At 69.0% G+C, this 16742-nt stretch carries 12 protein-coding genes, 3 rRNA genes and 1 pseudogene; 11 read left to right on the forward strand and 5 right to left on the reverse strand.

Annotated elements, in window-relative coordinates:
- Positions 1-145 precede the first annotated feature (145 nt).
- From QOZ88_RS12340 to rrf, 3 genes are all read left to right on the forward strand, one after another.
- Positions 146-1662: ribosomal RNA gene (locus QOZ88_RS12340) — 16S ribosomal RNA — on the forward strand.
- 488 nt (positions 1663-2150) lie between these two features.
- Positions 2151-5281 (forward strand): 23S ribosomal RNA (locus QOZ88_RS12345).
- Positions 5282-5401: 120 nt separating this feature from the next.
- Positions 5402-5518: ribosomal RNA gene (gene rrf / locus QOZ88_RS12350) — 5S ribosomal RNA — on the forward strand.
- Together the 16S, 23S and 5S rRNA genes form the textbook arrangement of a ribosomal RNA operon.
- A 206-nt stretch (positions 5519-5724) precedes the next feature.
- Here the strand turns inward: rrf and QOZ88_RS12355 are convergent.
- Both QOZ88_RS12355 and QOZ88_RS12360 read right to left on the reverse strand, forming a co-directional pair.
- Positions 5725-6387, reverse strand: a complete 663-nt coding sequence (locus tag QOZ88_RS12355) for a DUF2461 domain-containing protein (RefSeq protein ID WP_306000056.1) — start codon at positions 6385-6387, stop codon at positions 5725-5727.
- Positions 6384-6941 (reverse strand): GNAT family N-acetyltransferase, encoded by a 558-nt coding sequence (locus tag QOZ88_RS12360; RefSeq protein ID WP_306000057.1) that lies wholly within the window; start codon positions 6939-6941, stop codon positions 6384-6386. The genes QOZ88_RS12355 and QOZ88_RS12360 overlap by 4 nt, the downstream gene beginning before the upstream one ends.
- Before the next feature lie 65 nt (positions 6942-7006).
- Here QOZ88_RS12360 and QOZ88_RS12365 point away from each other — a divergent pair, with 65 nt between their 5' ends.
- On the forward strand, positions 7007-8221 hold the full coding sequence (locus tag QOZ88_RS12365; RefSeq protein WP_306000058.1) for a winged helix-turn-helix domain-containing protein: 1215 nt from the start codon (positions 7007-7009) through the stop codon (positions 8219-8221).
- Here the strand turns inward: QOZ88_RS12365 and QOZ88_RS12370 are convergent.
- A complete protein-coding gene (locus QOZ88_RS12370; protein WP_306000059.1) occupies positions 8193-8615 on the reverse strand; it encodes a DUF1232 domain-containing protein in 423 nt (140 codons plus the stop codon). The two genes, QOZ88_RS12365 and QOZ88_RS12370, sit on opposite strands and share 29 nt — an antisense overlap.
- 39 nt (positions 8616-8654) lie before the next feature.
- On the opposite strand from QOZ88_RS12370, the gene thyX reads away from it, so the two are divergent.
- The 7 genes and pseudogenes from thyX to QOZ88_RS12405 all read left to right on the forward strand — a co-directional run bounded on the left by thyX (position 8655) and on the right by QOZ88_RS12405 (position 15459).
- Positions 8655-9407: an FAD-dependent thymidylate synthase gene (gene thyX, locus QOZ88_RS12375; RefSeq protein ID WP_306000060.1), complete on the forward strand. Its 753-nt coding sequence runs from the start codon at positions 8655-8657 to the stop codon at positions 9405-9407.
- A 74-nt stretch (positions 9408-9481) separates the two neighbouring features.
- Positions 9482-10288 (forward strand): thymidylate synthase, encoded by an 807-nt coding sequence (locus QOZ88_RS12380; protein WP_306000061.1) that lies wholly within the window; start codon positions 9482-9484, stop codon positions 10286-10288.
- A gap of 41 nt (positions 10289-10329) precedes the next feature.
- Entirely contained in the window at positions 10330-10827 is a 498-nt protein-coding gene (locus QOZ88_RS12385; protein WP_306000062.1) for a dihydrofolate reductase, read from the forward strand.
- 9 nt (positions 10828-10836) lie between these two features.
- Complete coding sequence (gene dapA, locus QOZ88_RS12390) at positions 10837-11733, forward strand: 4-hydroxy-tetrahydrodipicolinate synthase (protein WP_091930303.1); 897 nt, start codon at positions 10837-10839, stop codon at positions 11731-11733.
- A 73-nt stretch (positions 11734-11806) separates the two neighbouring features.
- Complete coding sequence (locus QOZ88_RS12395; protein ID WP_306000063.1) at positions 11807-13507, forward strand: ribonuclease J; 1701 nt, start codon at positions 11807-11809, stop codon at positions 13505-13507.
- A 23-nt stretch (positions 13508-13530) separates the two neighbouring features.
- Positions 13531-13999, forward strand: a pseudogene (locus tag QOZ88_RS12400) (mycothiol transferase).
- A 149-nt stretch (positions 14000-14148) separates the two neighbouring features.
- Positions 14149-15459: a right-handed parallel beta-helix repeat-containing protein gene (locus QOZ88_RS12405; RefSeq protein WP_306000064.1), complete on the forward strand. Its 1311-nt coding sequence runs from the start codon at positions 14149-14151 to the stop codon at positions 15457-15459.
- A 71-nt stretch (positions 15460-15530) separates the two neighbouring features.
- Here QOZ88_RS12405 and QOZ88_RS12410 read toward each other — a convergent pair whose 3' ends face one another.
- Positions 15531-16199 (reverse strand): anti-sigma factor family protein, encoded by a 669-nt coding sequence (locus tag QOZ88_RS12410; protein WP_306000065.1) that lies wholly within the window; start codon positions 16197-16199, stop codon positions 15531-15533.
- Positions 16196-16732, reverse strand: coding sequence for a sigma-70 family RNA polymerase sigma factor (locus QOZ88_RS12415; protein ID WP_306000066.1), 537 nt, complete (start codon positions 16730-16732; stop codon positions 16196-16198). Before QOZ88_RS12415 ends, QOZ88_RS12410 begins: the two co-directional genes overlap by 4 nt.
- Between the last annotated feature and the right edge of the window lie 10 nt (positions 16733-16742).

Genomic DNA, 16742 nt, shown 5'->3' on the forward strand with positions numbered 1-16742 from the left:
TGCGCGTCCGCTCCTTGAGAACTCAACAGCGTGCCGAAAGTCAGTGCCAAGTAATACCCCGTGCCGGTCTTCGGATCGGCTGGGATTCCTTTGGTTGATTGATATCGAGAGTGTCAGCTCTCGGTTCTCAGCCGGTATCAAATCATCTACGGAGAGTTTGATCCTGGCTCAGGACGAACGCTGGCGGCGTGCTTAACACATGCAAGTCGAACGGTGAACCGCTTCGGTGGGGATCAGTGGCGAACGGGTGAGTAACACGTGGGCAACCTGCCCCTGGCTCTGGGATAACTCCAAGAAATTGGGGCTAATACCGGATATGACCGCTGACCGCATGGTCTGGTGGTGGAAAGATTTATCGGCTGGGGATGGGCCCGCGGCCTATCAGCTTGTTGGTGGGGTAGTGGCCTACCAAGGCGACGACGGGTAGCCGGCCTGAGAGGGTGACCGGCCACACTGGGACTGAGACACGGCCCAGACTCCTACGGGAGGCAGCAGTGGGGAATATTGCGCAATGGGCGGAAGCCTGACGCAGCGACGCCGCGTGGGGGATGACGGCCTTCGGGTTGTAAACCTCTTTCAGCAGGGACGAAGCGAGAGTGACGGTACCTGCAGAAGAAGCACCGGCCAACTACGTGCCAGCAGCCGCGGTAATACGTAGGGTGCAAGCGTTGTCCGGAATTATTGGGCGTAAAGAGCTCGTAGGCGGTTCGTCGCGTCGGCTGTGAAAACCTGAGGCTCAACCTCAGGCCTGCAGTCGATACGGGCGGACTTGAGTTCGGCAGGGGAGACTGGAATTCCTGGTGTAGCGGTGAAATGCGCAGATATCAGGAGGAACACCGGTGGCGAAGGCGGGTCTCTGGGCCGAAACTGACGCTGAGGAGCGAAAGCGTGGGGAGCGAACAGGATTAGATACCCTGGTAGTCCACGCCGTAAACGTTGGGCGCTAGGTGTGGGGGCCATTCCACGGTCTCCGTGCCGCAGCTAACGCATTAAGCGCCCCGCCTGGGGAGTACGGCCGCAAGGCTAAAACTCAAAGGAATTGACGGGGGCCCGCACAAGCGGCGGAGCATGTTGCTTAATTCGATGCAACGCGAAGAACCTTACCTAGGCTTGACATGCACGGAAATCCTCCAGAGATGGGGGGTCCGTAAGGGCCGTGCACAGGTGGTGCATGGTTGTCGTCAGCTCGTGTCGTGAGATGTTGGGTTAAGTCCCGCAACGAGCGCAACCCTCGTTCTATGTTGCCAGCACGTGATGGTGGGGACTCATAGGAGACTGCCGGGGTCAACTCGGAGGAAGGTGGGGATGACGTCAAATCATCATGCCCCTTATGTCTAGGGCTGCAAACATGCTACAATGGCCGGTACAAAGGGCTGCGATACCGCGAGGTGGAGCGAATCCCAAAAAGCCGGTCTCAGTTCGGATTGGGGTCTGCAACTCGACCCCATGAAGTTGGAGTCGCTAGTAATCGCAGATCAGCAACGCTGCGGTGAATACGTTCCCGGGCCTTGTACACACCGCCCGTCACGTCACGAAAGTCGGTAACGCCCGAAGCCGGTGGCCCAACCCCTGTGGAGGGAGCCGTCGAAGGCGGGATCGGCGATTGGGACGAAGTCGTAACAAGGTAGCCGTACCGGAAGGTGCGGCTGGATCACCTCCTTTCTAAGGAGCATCTCACTACCTCCGCTTCGCGGGGGTGGTGCAGAGCCGCGCCCAGGCCGTGACGGCCCCTCAGTCTCGGGGGGTCGCGTCGTGTCTGGGGTGGTGCTCGAGGGTGGAACGCTGACCAGTTCGCACCGGCAGCCTGGTGCTGCCCCTAGTACTGCACACATCTGGTGTGTGCGTGGAGCGGGGTGGGGTCGGGTGGCTGGTGGTAGGCACGCTGTTGGGTCCTGAGGGAGCGGACCCGGGGTCCCCGTGAAGGGGGGTTCTGGTTCTGGTTTCTCGTGTCAGGGCCGTCTGGGTCTCGTACCGCTGATCGCCGCCTGTGGGTGGGGTCGGGTCTGGCGGGGTCGGTGCAGGCGGTGGCTGGTCGTACGTTGAGAACTGCACAGTGGACGCGAGCATCTTCTGACTCTGGTAGCAGAGTTTCAAGTGTTGTAGGCCCGCTGCACGCTTCCTTCCGGGGGTGTGGGGCGGGATTTTTGTGTGGCCAAGTTGTTAAGGGCACACGGTGGATGCCTGGGCACCAGGAGCCGATGAAGGACGTAGGAGGCTGCGATAAGCCTCGGGGAGCTGTCAACCGAGCGTTGATCCGAGGATTTCCGAATGGGGGAACCCCGCACCAGTCATGTGGTGTGACCCGCGCCTGAACACATAGGGCGTGTGGAGGGAACGTGGGGAAGTGAAACATCTCAGTACCCACAGGAAGAGAAAACAACAGTGATTCCGTGAGTAGTGGCGAGCGAAAGCGGAAGAGGCTAAACCGATCGCATGTGATAGCCGGCAGGCGTTGTGTGGTCGGGGTCGTGGGACAGTTCTGCATCCTCTGCCGGGGGTGCGGGGAGTCATAAAGGATCTGTGTTAGTGGAAGGCCTCTGGAAAGGGTCGCCGTAGAGGGTGAGAGCCCCGTACACGAAAACACGGTCCCTCCCGAACTTGTTTCCCAAGTAGCACCGAGCCCGTGAAATTCGGTGTGAATCCGGCGGGACCACCCGCTAAGCCTGAATACTCCCTGGTGACCGATAGCGGACAAGTACCGTGAGGGAAAGGTGAAAAGTACCCCGGGAGGGGAGTGAAATAGTACCTGAAACCGTGTGCCTACAAGCCGTGAGAGCCTTATGCCACTTCGTGTGGCGGGGGTGATTGCGTGCCTTTTGAAGAATGAGCCTGCGAGTTAGCGGTACGTGGCGAGGTTAACCCGTGTGGGGTAGCCGTAGCGAAAGCGAGTCCGAACAGGGCGATCTCCAGTCGCGTGCTCTAGACCCGAAGCCGAGTGATCTACCCATGGCCAGGTTGAAGCGCGGGTAAGACCGCGTGGAGGACCGAACCCACCAGGGTTGAAAACCTGGGGGATGAGCTGTGGGTAGGGGTGAAAGGCCAATCAAACTCGGTGATAGCTGGTTCTCCCCGAAATGCATTTAGGTGCAGCGTCACGTGTTTCTTGCCGGAGGTAGAGCACTGGATGGCCGATGGGCCCCACAAGGTTACTGACGTCAACCAAACTCCGAATGCCGGTAAGTGAGAGCGTGGCAGTGAGACTGCGGGCGATAAGGTTCGTAGTCGAGAGGGAAACAGCCCAGATCATCGGCTAAGGCCCCTAAGCGTGTGCTAAGTGGAAAAGGATGTGGGATCGCAGAGACAACCAGGAGGTTGGCTTAGAAGCAGCCACCCTTGAAAGAGTGCGTAATAGCTCACTGGTCAAGTGGTTCCGCGCCGACAATGTAGCGGGGCTCAAGCACACCGCCGAAGCCGTGGCATTCACACAACAACCCGCCGGCATCTTTCGTGGGTGCCGGCCAGGTGTGTGGATGGGTAGGGGAGCGTCGTGTGGCGGTGGAAGCGGCGGAGTGATCCAGCCGTGGACGCCACACGAGTGAGAATGCAGGCATGAGTAGCGAGAGGGGAGTGAGAACCTCCCCCGCCGGAAGACCAAGGGTTCCTGGGCCAGGCTAATCCGCCCAGGGTGAGTCGGGACCTAAGGCGAGGCCGACAGGCGTAGTCGATGGACAACGGGTTGATATTCCCGTACCCGCGAAGGAACGCCCATGCTGAACCCAGCGATGCTGACCCACCGACGCCGGGGAGCCTCCTTGTGAGGTGAACCGGGGAAGCTGGGGACCCGGACTGGTAGTAGGCAAGCGATGGGGTGACGCAGGAAGGTAGTCCTACCGGTGAGTGGTAGTACCGGTGCAAGGGTGTGGCCCGTCCGATAGGTAAATCCGTCGGACATGAGGGTGAGGCCCGACGCATAGCCGATTGAGGCGAATTGGATGATCCTATGCTGCCGAGAAAAGCCTCTAGCGAGTTCCGAGCGGCCCGTACCCCAAACCAACTCAGGTGGTCAGGTAGAGAATACCGAGGCGATCGAGCGAACTGTGGTTAAGGAACTCGGCAAAATGCCCCCGTAACTTCGGGAGAAGGGGGGCCCCAGCCCGTGAACCACCTAGCGTGGGGCAGCGGGAGGGGGTCGCAGAGACCAGTGAGAAGCGACTGTTTACTAAAAACACAGGTCCGTGCGAAGTCGTAAGACGATGTATACGGACTGACGCCTGCCCGGTGCTGGAACGTTAAGGGGACGGGTTAGCCGCAAGGCGAAGCTCAGAACTCAAGCGCCAGTAAACGGCGGTGGTAACTATAACCATCCTAAGGTAGCGAAATTCCTTGTCGGGTAAGTTCCGACCTGCACGAATGGCGTAACGACTTCTCAGCTGTCTCAACCACAGGCTCGGCGAAATTGCACTACGAGTAAAGATGCTCGTTACGCGCGGCAGGACGGAAAGACCCCGGGACCTTTACTATAGCTTGATATTGGTGTTCGGTTCGGCTTGTGTAGGATAGGTGGGAGACTGCGAAGCGGGCACGCCAGTGTTCGTGGAGTCGCCGTTGAAATACCACTCTGGTCGAATTGGATGTCTAACCTCGGTCCGTGATCCGGATCAGGGACAGTGTCAGGTGGGTAGTTTAACTGGGGCGGTTGCCTCCCAAAATGTAACGGAGGCGCCCAAAGGTTCCCTCAGCCTGGTTGGCAATCAGGTGTCGAGTGCAAGTGCACAAGGGAGCTTGACTGCGAGACCGACGGGTCGAGCAGGAGCGAAAGCTGGGACTAGTGACCCGGCACCGGCATGTGGAAGCGGTGTCGCTCAACGGATAAAAGGTACCCCGGGGATAACAGGCTGATCTTCCCCAAGAGTCCATATCGACGGGATGGTTTGGCACCTCGATGTCGGCTCGTCGCATCCTGGGGCTGGAGTAGGTCCCAAGGGTTGGGCTGTTCGCCCATTAAAGCGGTACGCGAGCTGGGTTTAGAACGTCGTGAGACAGTTCGGTCCCTATCCGCCGTGCGCGTAAGAGACTTGAGAAGAGCTGTCCCTAGTACGAGAGGACCGGGACGGACGAACCTCTGGTGTGCCAGTTGTACCGCCAGGTGCACTGCTGGTTGGCTACGTTCGGCAGGGATAACCGCTGAAAGCATCTAAGCGGGAAGCTCGCTTCAAGATGAGGTCTCTCACCGGGTCAACCGGGTAAGGCCCCCGCCCAGACCAGCGGGTTGATAGGCCGGAAGTGGAAGCACCGCAAGGTGTGGAGCTGACCGGTACTAACAGGCCGAGGGCTTGACCACACACACCTCCTCCACGAGGGCCCTGTGTACCAAGTCATCAACGAAGATTGTCGCGTCCACTGTGCGGTTCTGAACGCACGAACCAGCCCCCCCGCCGGGGAAGTTCGAAGTTCACAGAGTTACGGCGGCCATGGCGAGAGGGAAACGCCCGGCAACATTCCGAACCCGGAAGCTAAGCCTCTCAGCGCCGATGGTACTGCCCTGGAGACGGGGTGGGAGAGTAGGACGCCGCCGGACAACCATTCACGAAGGGCCCCAGCCACCAGGCTGGGGCCCTTCGTCGTCCCCGGGGAGAATGCGTCCCCGGCCGGTTCGACGGGCGCCCTCGTCGTCCTCGAGAAACATGCCCATCGTTCTCGGGCGGGCGGATACCGGCGGTCTCTGGGCAGCGCTCGGTGCAGGCTCAGGAGAGGCGCGGACGACAGTGGGTGCCGTGGACGCGATCAGCGCCGGCGCGGTTCCTTCGTCGTGGCTCCGACGTTGGCGGCGAACCATTCGTTGAGGGGCTGCAGGTCGCGCCATGCGTCCCGCACCCGGTCGACGGCCGCACGCGTGTGCAGCCAGTCCTCCGGCGTCCAGCGCTGCGTGGCGTGCAGCGCCTTGTGCTTCAGCAGGTCGAGGCGTGGGTCGTCGGCAGAGAACCCCGCGGGCACGCGCACCAGCCGGTCGCCCTCGATCTCCCAGCCGGCACCGCGCAGGCGGGCCACCTCCTGCTCGAGGCGCGGGCCCTGCAGCGGATCGGCCACCGCGCGGCGGTACCGGGCCACCTGGTCGGACTCCAGCCGCCAGCAGCCACCCGAGACGGTGAGCCCGTCCGCGGAGATCTGGACGTACCAGGCGCCCGCACCGCGACCCTCCGGGTTCACGACGGCGCCCTGGTGCGTCTTGTACGGGGTCTTGTCGTGGCTGAAGCGGACGTCGCGGTACGGCCGGAAGACCTTGGCGGTGCCGAACTCGTGGGCGAGCTCCTCGAGCAGCGCGGTCATCGGCGCGCGGACGTGGGCCTCGTACCCGGCGCGGTGTGCGGTCCAGTAAGCCTTGCTGTTGTCCGCCTCCAGCCCCTCGTAGAAGACCAGTCCCTCGTCCGGGAACCCGTCGAAGGTCATCGATCCGTGTCCTCCTCGCCCAGCTCGACGTGCCACCGCAGCTCCCGCAGCGGTGCCGACCCTGTGTCCAGGGTGCGTGCCCAGCCGTCCGGGGCCCAGCCGGCCGACTCGTAGAAGTCGGCGGACGCCTGGTCCGATTCCGCGAGCCAGACCTCGAGCCGGGTCGTCCCGTCGGCGGAGGCGAGGTCGGTGACCGCGGCGAGCAACCGGCTGCCGTGGCCGCGCCGGCCCCAGCGGGGCTCGACCAGCAGCGTGCTGATCTCCGCGGCCTCCGGTCCGGTCGCCACGGCCGCGAAACCCACCACCGCCTCCCGCTCGACGGCGACCAGGACGCGGTGGCCCGCCGACGGCGGTGCCGTGACGGCGGCCAGCCAGGAGTCCGCGACGGCGGCCTCGTCCCACTCGTCGAGCACTGCCGCGGGGAGGAGCGTCCGGTACGCCGTCCGCCAGGTGACGCCCTGTACCCGTGCGATGGCGGCGGCGTCCCCGGCCCGAGCCGGACGCACAGAGACGTCGGCGGAGCCCGTGAGGCGGGGGAACGGGTTCGACGTCACCCGGGCAGCGTAGGGGTGCCGGCCGGCGCGGCGGGTGTCGTACCGGGCGGGCAGGATCTCCGGTCGTGACGCCCGTCGAACGGATGCCGGCCGCGCAGGCCCGGCGCATCGCCCTGGCCGCGCAGGGCTTCGCCGATCCACGCCCGGTGACCGGGGTGGGGACCCGCCAGCTGCGCCGGCTCACCGAACGCCTCGCCGTCGTGCAGATCGACTCGGTCAACGTGCTGTCCCGGTCCCACTACCTGCCCGCCTTCAGCCGGCTGGGGCCCTATCCGCGCGAGGTGCTGGACGCACTGGCGAACCGGCGGCACGACGTGTTCGAGTACTGGGCGCACGAGGCATCGTTCCTGCCCGTCCGGCTGCACCCGTTCCTGCGCTGGCGCATGGCGGCCGTGCAGCAGGAGGCCTGGGGCAGCATGACGAGGGTGCACCGGGAGCGGCCGGAGTACGTGGCGTCGCTCCTGGAACGGGTGCGCCGGGATGGCCCGCTCCGGGCCGGGGAGCTGCAGGAGGAGCGGCCGAACCGGCCGGGCAGCATGTGGAACTGGCACGCGGGCAAGGCGGCACTGGAGTACCTCTTCTTCACCGGCGCGCTCACGGCGACGCGCCGGACGGCGGGGTTCGAGCGCGTCTACGACCTGCCGGAACGGGTGCTGCCGGCCGGCGTGCTGGACGCTCCCACGCCGGAGCGTCCCGACGCGGTGCGGGAGCTGGTCCGCACGGCGTCCCGGGCACTCGGCGTGGCCACCGAGACCGATCTGCGCGACTACTTCCGGCTCACCCCCGCCGACGCCCGGACGGCGATCGCCGAGCTGGCCGACACCGTCGAACTGCTGCCGGTCGAGGTGGAGGGCTGGGGACGTCCGGCGTGGCTCGACCCCGCAGCGCGACGGCCGCGCTGGATCCGGGCGCGGGCACTGCTCAGCCCCTTCGACTCGCTGGTGTGGGAACGGCCGCGGGTCGAGCGGATCTTCGGCTTCCGCTACCGGCTGGAGATCTACACGCCGGCGCACCAGCGGGTGCACGGCTACTACGTGCTGCCCTTCCTGCTCGGCGACCGCCTGGTCGGCCGCGTGGACCTCAAGGCCGACCGGAAGGCCGGCATCCTCAGGGTGCAGGCCGCACACACCGAGGAGGGCGTGGACCGGTCGCTGGTCGCCGCCGAGCTGGGTGCCGAGCTCTGGCTCATGGCCGGGTGGATGGGGCTGGACCACGTCGCCGTCGCCGAGCGGGGGGACCTGTGGCCCGAGCTCAGCCGCGCGCTGGCCGTCCCGGCGTGAACCCGGCGAGCCGGCGCACCACGGCGAGACCGGCCGGCTCCCCGGGCCAGTGCCGGACCAGGGCGTCGTCGCCCGCCCGGCGCACCACCGACCGCAGCGCCCAGGCGACGACGACGACGTCGTCGGCGTAGCCGAGCACCGGCACCACGTCGGGCACCAGGTCGACGGGGGACAGCAGGTAGGCCAGCAGCAGCCACAGCCGCACCCGCAGGCCCGCCGGGAGGGCGCGGTCGGCGGCGAGCCGGCGCACCAGCCGGACGACGTCGGGCAGCAGGCGCAGCCCGTCGCGCACCGTCAGCCCGTCGGGCCGGCCGCGCCACAGGGCGGCCAGGAGCAGCAGCCAGACGAGCAGCAGGCCGCCGGCCACGGCGAGCAGGAGACGCCACCACTCCACGCACCCAGTCTGCCCGGCCGCCCGCCGTAGGCTCGACGGGTGCCAGAGATCGCGCCGCTCCGCGTCCAGGTCGTCGCGCAGACGCAGTTCACCGCACCCGCGGACGTGTCCTGGGAGACCGACGCCGACGGAGGGCAGGCGCTCGCCGAGTTCGCCGGCCGGGCCTGCTACCAGTCGTGGGACAAACCCAACCCCGCCACCGCGACGAACGCGGGCTACCTGCGGCACATCCTCGAGGTCGGGCACCTCGCCGTCCTCGAGCACGGGACGGTGAGCATGTACCTCACCGGCGTCTCCCGGTCGCTCACCCACGAGCTGGTGCGGCACCGGCAGTTCTCCTGCAGCCAGCTGTCCCAGCGCTACGTGCCGGAGCCGGACGCCGCCGTCGTGGAGCCCGCGGTCATCGCCGAGGACCCGGAGCTGCACGCGCGCTTCGTCGCTGCCACCGACGCGGCGGCGGCCGCCTACGCCGAGCTGCTCGAAGGGCTGGAGCGGCGCTTCGCCGACGTGCCCAACGCCACGCTGCGCCGCAAGCAGGCCCGGCAGGCCGCCCGGTCGGTGCTGCCCCACGCCACCGAGTCGCGCATCGTCGTCACCGGCAACTACCGGGCGTGGCGGCACTTCGTGGCCATGCGGGCCAGCGAGCACGCCGACGTCGAGCTCCGCGAGCTGGCGATCGCCTGCCTCCGCGAGCTGCAGCGGGTGGCCGGCAACGTCTTCGGCGACTTCCGGATCAGCCGGCTGACCGATGACACCGAGGTCGCCGCGAGCCCCTTCGTCACCGAGGGCTGAGCACCACCGGCCCCTCCGGTCACCGCTGCCGCGCGGTTCCCGGCGGGCGCACGGCCGGTCGTAGGCTCGGGCCCGTGGCAGCCCCGATCGACACCCAGTACGAGGACCTCCTGCGGCGCATCCTGGCGCAAGGCACGCCCAAGGACGACCGGACCGGGACGGGCACGCTGAGCCTGTTCGGCGAGCGGCTCCGCTACGACCTGGCCGAGACCTTCCCGCTGGTGACGACGAAGAAGGTGCACTTCAAGTCGATCGCCGTCGAGCTGCTGTGGTTCCTGCGCGGGGAGAGCAACGTCGGCTGGCTGCGGGAGAACGGCGTCACCATCTGGGACGAGTGGGCGTCCGCCGACGGTGAGCTCGGCCCCGTCTACGGCGTCCAGTGGCGGTCGTGGCCCAGGCCCGACGGCGGGCACGTCGACCAGATCGCCCAGCTGCTGGACACCCTGCGCACCGACCCCGACTCGCGCCGCATGATCGTCTCGGCCTGGAACGTGGCCGCGCTGCCCGAGATGGCACTGGCCCCCTGCCACGCGTTCTTCCAGTTCTACGTGGCCGACGGGAAGCTCTCCTGCCAGCTCTACCAGCGCAGCGCCGACATGTTCCTCGGCGTGCCGTTCAACATCGCCAGCTACGCGCTGCTCACCCGCATGATCGCCGCCCAGGTGGGGCTGGAGCCGGGCGAGTTCATCTGGGTCGGCGGCGACTGCCACGTCTACAGCAACCACGTCGACCAGGTGCGCGAGCAGCTGTCCCGGGAGCCCTACCCGTTCCCGGCGCTGGAGCTGGCGCCCGCGTCGTCGCTGTTCGACTACACCTACGAGCACCTCACCGTGCGCGACTACCGGCACCACCCCGCCATCAAGGCAGCCGTGGCGGTGTGACCGGCCCGGCGAGCCCGCGAGCCGGCCGGACCGGTGTCGCGATGATCTGGGCGCAGGCCCGCGGTGGTGTCATCGGCGTCGACGGCGGCCTGCCCTGGCACCTGCCCGAGGACCTCGCGCTGTTCCGCCGGCTGACCACCGGGTCGACGGTGGTGATGGGGCGGCGCACCTGGGAGTCGCTGCCCGCACGCTTCCGTCCCCTCCCGCAGCGGGTCAACGTCGTGCTGACGTCCGACCCGGGCTGGTCGTCCGGGGGGGCGCTGGTCGCGCGCTCGGTCGACCAGGTGCTCGCCGAGCACCCGTCGGCCTGGGTGATCGGCGGGGGGTCCGTCTACGCCGCGTTCCTGCCGCACGCCGGCCGGGTCGTGGTCACCGACGTCGACACCGACGTCGCCGGGGACACCTTCGCGCCGTCCCTGGACGACGGCTGGGTGCGCGCCGCCCGCACGCCGGCGGAGGGCTGGTCGGTGTCGGCGTCGGAGGGGCTGCGGTTCGCGGTGTCGGAGTACGTGCGGGAACCCGTCGCCTCCGCTGGGTAGATTCTCCCCATGACCTCCGACCCCGCCCGGCCGTTCGGGCGCCTCCTCACGGCGATGGTCACCCCGCTGGCCGAGGACGGGTCGATCGACCTCGCCGGGGCCCAGGAGCTGGCGGCGCACCTGGTCGACCGGGGCGGGAGCGACGGGCTGGTCGTCCTCGGGACGACGGGGGAGTCGCCGACGACCAGCGACGCCGAGCAGCGCGCCGTCCTGGAGGTGGTGCTGGACGCCGTCGGTGACCGCGCCACGGTCGTCGCCGGCGTCGGCACCTACGACACCGCGCACTCGATCGAGAAGGCGCGGACGGCGGCGGAGCTCGGCGTCCACGGGCTGCTGGTCGTCACGCCGTACTACAACCGCCCGCCCCAGGCCGGCCTGCTCCGCCACTTCACCTCGATCGCCGACGGCACCGACCTGCCGGTGATGCTCTACGACATCCCGATCCGCACCGCCACGCCCATCGAGGTCGAGACGCTCGTGCGCGCCGCCGAGCACCCGCGGATCGTCGCGGTGAAGGACGCCAAGGGCGACCTCGGCGCGATGGCCTGGACGCTCGCGCGCACCGATCTCGCCTACTACAGCGGCGAGGACATGCTGAACCTGCCGATCCTCGCGATGGGCGGCGTCGGCATGGTCAGCGTCGTGAGCCACCTCGTCGGCCCCCGGCTGGTCGAGCTGATCGCCGCCGTCGAGGCCGGCGACCTGGTCAAGGCCAGGGAGATCAACGACAGCCTGCTCCCGGTGTACACCGGGATCTTCCGCACCCAGGGCGTCATCACGGTGAAGGCCGCGCTCAACGCGCTCGGCCTGCCGGCCGGACCGGTCCGGCCGCCGCTGGTCGACGCCACCCCCGAACAGCTCGCGCAGTTGCGTGACGACCTCGCCGCTGGAGGCGTCACCCTGTGAACGAGCGTGCGAGCTCACCAAGGAGCAGAGCAGTGCAACGAACGTGTTCGACGAGCGCCGGCGAGGAGACCTCGTGAGTGGTCAGGTCACCCAACCGCACCTCGATCTCAAGGCGCCCCCGCCGCTGCCCGAGGGTGGCCTGCGGGTCATGGCCCTCGGCGGGCTCGGCGAGATCGGCCGCAACATGGCCGTGCTGGAGTTCGACGGGAAGCTGCTGATCATCGACTGCGGCGTCCTCTTCCCGGAGGCCGAGCAACCCGGCGTCGACCTGATCCTGCCGGACTTCGGGGTCATCGAGCACCGGCTCGACGACGTCGCCGCCGTCGTCCTCACCCACGGGCACGAGGACCACATCGGCGCGATCCCGTACCTGCTCCGGCTGCGCGAGGACATCCCGCTCGTCGGCTCGCGGTTCACCCTCGCGCTGGTCGCGGCCAAGCTGCGGGAGCACCGGCTGGACGCGACGCTGGTCGAGGTGGCCGCCGGTGACGACCACCTGGCCGGGCCGTTCCACTGCGAGTTCATCTCGGTGAACCACTCGATCCCCGACGCCCTCGCGGTGGCGGTGCACACGCCGGCGGGTGTGCTCGTGCACACCGGCGACTTCAAGATGGACCAGCTGCCCTTGGACGGCGTCCTCACCGACCTGGGCGCGTTCGCCCGGCTCGGGGTCGAGGGCATCGACCTGCTGCTGGCGGACTCCACGAACGCCGAGGTGCCCGGCTTCGTCACCCCCGAGCGGTCGATCGGCCCGGTGCTCGACGACGTGTTCGCCCGCGCCTCGCAGCGGTTGATCGTCTCCAGCTTCGCCAGCCACGTGCACCGCATCCAGCAGGTCCTCGACTGCGCCGACAAGCACGGCCGCAAGGTGGCGCTCGTGGGCCGTTCGATGGTCCGCAACATGGGCGTGGCCCGCGACCTGGGGCTGCTGCGGGTCGCGCCGGGGCTGATGGTCTCCCTGGACGACGCCGCGAAGATGCCGCCCGAGCAGGTCGTGCTGGTGAGCACCGGCTCGCAGGGTGAGCCGCTGTCGGCGCTCGGCCGCATGGCCCGCGGTGACCACCACCAGGTGACCATCGAGGCCGGCGACACCGTCGTCCTCGCCTCGTCGCTGGTGCCCGGCAACGAGACCGCCGTCTACAAGGTGATCAACGGCCTGGCCCGGCTCGGTGCCACGGTCGTGCACAAGGAGACGGCGCGGGTGCACGTCTCCGGCCACGCTCCGGCCGGCGAGCTGCGCACGCTGCTCAACGTGGCCAAGCCGCGCTACCTGATGCCGGTGCACGGGGAGTGGCGGCACCTGCGGGCGCACGCCAAGCTCGCCGAGGAGACAGGGATGCCGACCGACCGGATCCTGCTGGCCGAGGACGGCGTCGTCGTCGACCTCGTCGACGGCAAGGCGACGATCGTCGGCTCCGTGCCCATCGGCAACGTGTACGTGGACGGGCTCAACGTCGGTGATGTGGGCGAGGAGGCGCTGCAGGCGCGGCGCATCCTGGGTGACGAGGGGTTCGTCGCGCTCACCGTGGTCATCGAGCCGTCCACCGGGACGATCGTGCGCCCGGTGCACCTCTCGACGAAGGGGTTCTCCGACGACCCGTCGGCCTTCGACGAGGTGCTGCGGCTGGTCGAGGACAACCTCAAGCGGGCGCTGGCCGACGAGGGCGTCGACGCGCACCGGCTCTCGCAGATCATCCGGCGCACGGTCGGCAAGTGGGTGTCGGACAAGCACCGCCGACGCCCGATGATCATCCCGACGGTCCTGGAGGTCTAGGCAACGGGGAGCTGCCGGGCCGAGTGGGCCCAGGAGGGGTCCGCGCAGGCGCGGCGCAGCGGCTCAGCGGTCCAGGGGGACGGCACCTGGTCGCGGGGTCGCCCGGAGGGCGACAGCGTCATCGCGTCGCTCGCTCGCTCGTCCCCTCCCGCACCACGCTGCTGGGCCTGGTCAAGCACGCGACCTTCGTCGAGCAGGTGTGGTTCGACGAGGCGCTCACCGGGCGCTCCCGCGCCGAGATCGGCATCCCGGCCACGCCGGACGAGTCGTTCGTGCTGCTGGACGACGACACCGTCGCCTCGGTGACGCGAGCGCACCGGGAGGCGTGCGGCCTCCCGCCGGGCGACGGCGCCGCTGGCCCTCGACGACCTGGTGCACGGCAACCGCCGTGGGCCCCTGCCGCTGGGCTGGGTCTACCTCCACGTGCTGCGCGAGCTCGCCCAGCACTGCGGGCACGCCGACATCCTGCGGGAACAGGTCCTGAGCCGCTAGCGACAGATGGTGACGGTGCGGGTCGCGCGGGTGAGCGCGCGCCGCGTCGGCGGATTCCCTCGTCAGGCGTCGAACGCCGGTGCCGGTGGTGCGTAAGCACCATCGGCCGGCGCGCCAGCGCCGGACCTCAACGACGAGGGAGACGACTCATGCGCACGAGGACGCTCGCGGGCGCCGGCGTGACCGGATTGGCACTGTCCCTGCTGGCCACCGCTCCGGCCCAGGCCGACGACCGGTCCCGGCACGGCCAGGGCAGCCAGGACCTCCGGGTCACGACGACGAAGGACACCGCCGACCACGACCTCGGCGACGGGGAGTGCGCCGACGCCTGGGGGCAGTGCTCGCTGCGTGCCGCGGTGCAGCAGGCCGACGCCTCCGGTGGCGGGACGGTCGTGTTGGCCAAGAAGGCGACCTACGCCCTCACGCTGCACGGGGAGGACGACACCGGCGCGGCCGGTGACCTGGACGTGAGCTCGGCGGTGACCATCGAGGGCAACGGCGCGACCGTCGACGCCCGGGGCGAGCACCGGGTCTTCGACGTGCTCGCGGGCGGGTGGCTGAAGCTGAACCACCTCACCGTGACCGGCGGCGCCGCGCTGGGCGAGGGGCTGCCCGCCTCCGGTGGCGGTGTGCGCAACGCCGGCGTGCTGGAGGTCGAGCGCAGCACGATCACCGGCAACACGGCGACCCGGGCCGGTGGCGGCATCGAGGCGAGCCCCGGCTCCACCACGACCATCAACCGCTCGACGCTGTCGCACAACAGCACCGGTGCGGGCCCGGGCAACGGCGGCGGGCTGCACCTGACCGGCGCGGGCACCGTGCACGTCACCCGCAGCGTCGTCAGCGGCAACACCGCCGCTGCCGAGGGCGGCGGGCTCTGGAACTCCGGGGCGGGCACCATGACGGTCGAGCGGACCAAGGTCGTCGGCAACACCGCCTCCGGGGACGACGCCACCATGGGCGGCGGCGGGCTGTTCCAGGACGCGGGCAGCGGCACGCTGACCGTCACGCGGTCGGAGATCCGGCATAACGTGGCCGACGGGGCGGCCGGATCGGGCGGCGGCATCCTCAACGACCAGGGCACCGTGGTCGTCGAGCGCAGCATCATCAGCGGCAACTCCTCGCAGCGGGCCGGTGGCGGCATCGAGGCCAACGTCGGGACCACCAAGCTGTCGCGGACCGAGCTCAACGACAACACCACCGGCGCCGTTCCCGGCAACGGCGGCGGGCTGCACCTCACCGGCGCGGGCACCGTGACGATCGAGCGCAGCCGGGTGACCGGCAACGCGGCGGCCAACGAGGGCGGTGGGCTCTGGAACTCCGCGACGGGCACGATGACCGTCACCCGGACCGACATCCGGCGCAACTATGCGCCCGTCGGCCCGAACGTGTACCAGGACGGCGCCGGCACCGGCTTCACGATCGACGGCGAGACCGTGGCACCCACCGACGGCAGCTGACCCCAGCACGACCACGACCGCGCCGGGGAGCAGGCTGCTGCTCCCCGGCGCGGTCGCGTGTGCCCGGTCGGTCAGAACCGCGAGAGGAGCACGACCTCGCCGTCGGCGTCGGTCACCACGAACCCCGCGGCGTCCTCGCGGAGCACCGAGGAGTTGAGGTTGCAGAGCAGCTCCGCCGGCCCGACCCCGAGGAACTGCCCCGCCGGGACGACGGCGCCGTCCTCCTCGGTCACCGTCACCCGGTAGACCTCCCCGGCGGTGAACCCCTCGCCGGTCAGCTTCACCTCGACGCCCCAGGTGTGCGCCACCAGTGCGGCGGAGGCGTCGATGCCGGGCTCGGTCACCTCGACGGCCACCTCCTCCTGCGGCACCGCCGCGGGCACCGGCCGCGCCAGCCAGCCCGCCCCGAAGCCGGCGGCGGCGACCCCGACGGCGGCCGCCGCGGCGAGCAGGGCCGTCCGGCGGCGGCCTCCCGGTGGTGCCTCCTCGGCGGCGATCCGTGCCAGCACGGCCTCCCGCAGCCCGGCCGGCGGAGCGGGTGCCTCGTCCAGGCGGTCGGGGTCGATGCTCGCCAGCCGGGGGACGAGCGGGGTCAGCTCCGCCAGCTCGGCACGGCACGCGGCGCAACCGTCCAGGTGGGCGCGCACGGCCGCGCGCTCGGCGGCCGAGCCGTGCCCCAGGGCGTAGACCCCCAGCTGCTCACGCAGTTCGCGGTGCTCCGGAGAACTCGGCCCGGTCACGGTTCCACCCCCATCTCCTCCATCGCGAGGCGCAGCGACCTCAGCCCGTAGAACACCCGGCTACGCAGTGTGCCCACCGGGATGCCCAGCTCGGCAGCCACCTCGTCGTGCGGGCGGCCGCGCAGGTGGGTCTGGACGATCGCGGTCCGGTGGTCGGGCGCGATCCGGCGGAGCGCCTCCTCGACCACCCAGGCGTCCACGAGCTGCTCGTCGATGCCGTCGCGGGCGGGGTGCTGGTCGGCCCGCGGCTCGGTCAGCTGAGCCTGCCACGGGCGGACGGACAGCCGCCGGAACTCGTCGACCACCACGTTGCGGGCGATCGCGAACAACCAGGTGCGCAGGCTGGCCAGCTGCGGGTCGAAGGAGGCGGCGGCGCGCCAGGCCCGCAGGAAGACCTCCTGGACGACGTCCTGGGCTGCTCCGCCGTCCCCGAGCTGGCGCAGCGCGAAGCGGTACAGCTCCGGCCCGTGCGCGGCGTACGCCGCTCCCACGTCGAGCTGCCCCGTGCGGGCACGGCCCCGGCCTGGCCTCATCGGCATTCCT

Origin of the sequence: Blastococcus carthaginiensis (assembly GCF_030731085.1) — a bacterium.
Lineage (GTDB): Bacteria > Actinomycetota > Actinomycetes > Mycobacteriales > Geodermatophilaceae > Blastococcus > Blastococcus carthaginiensis.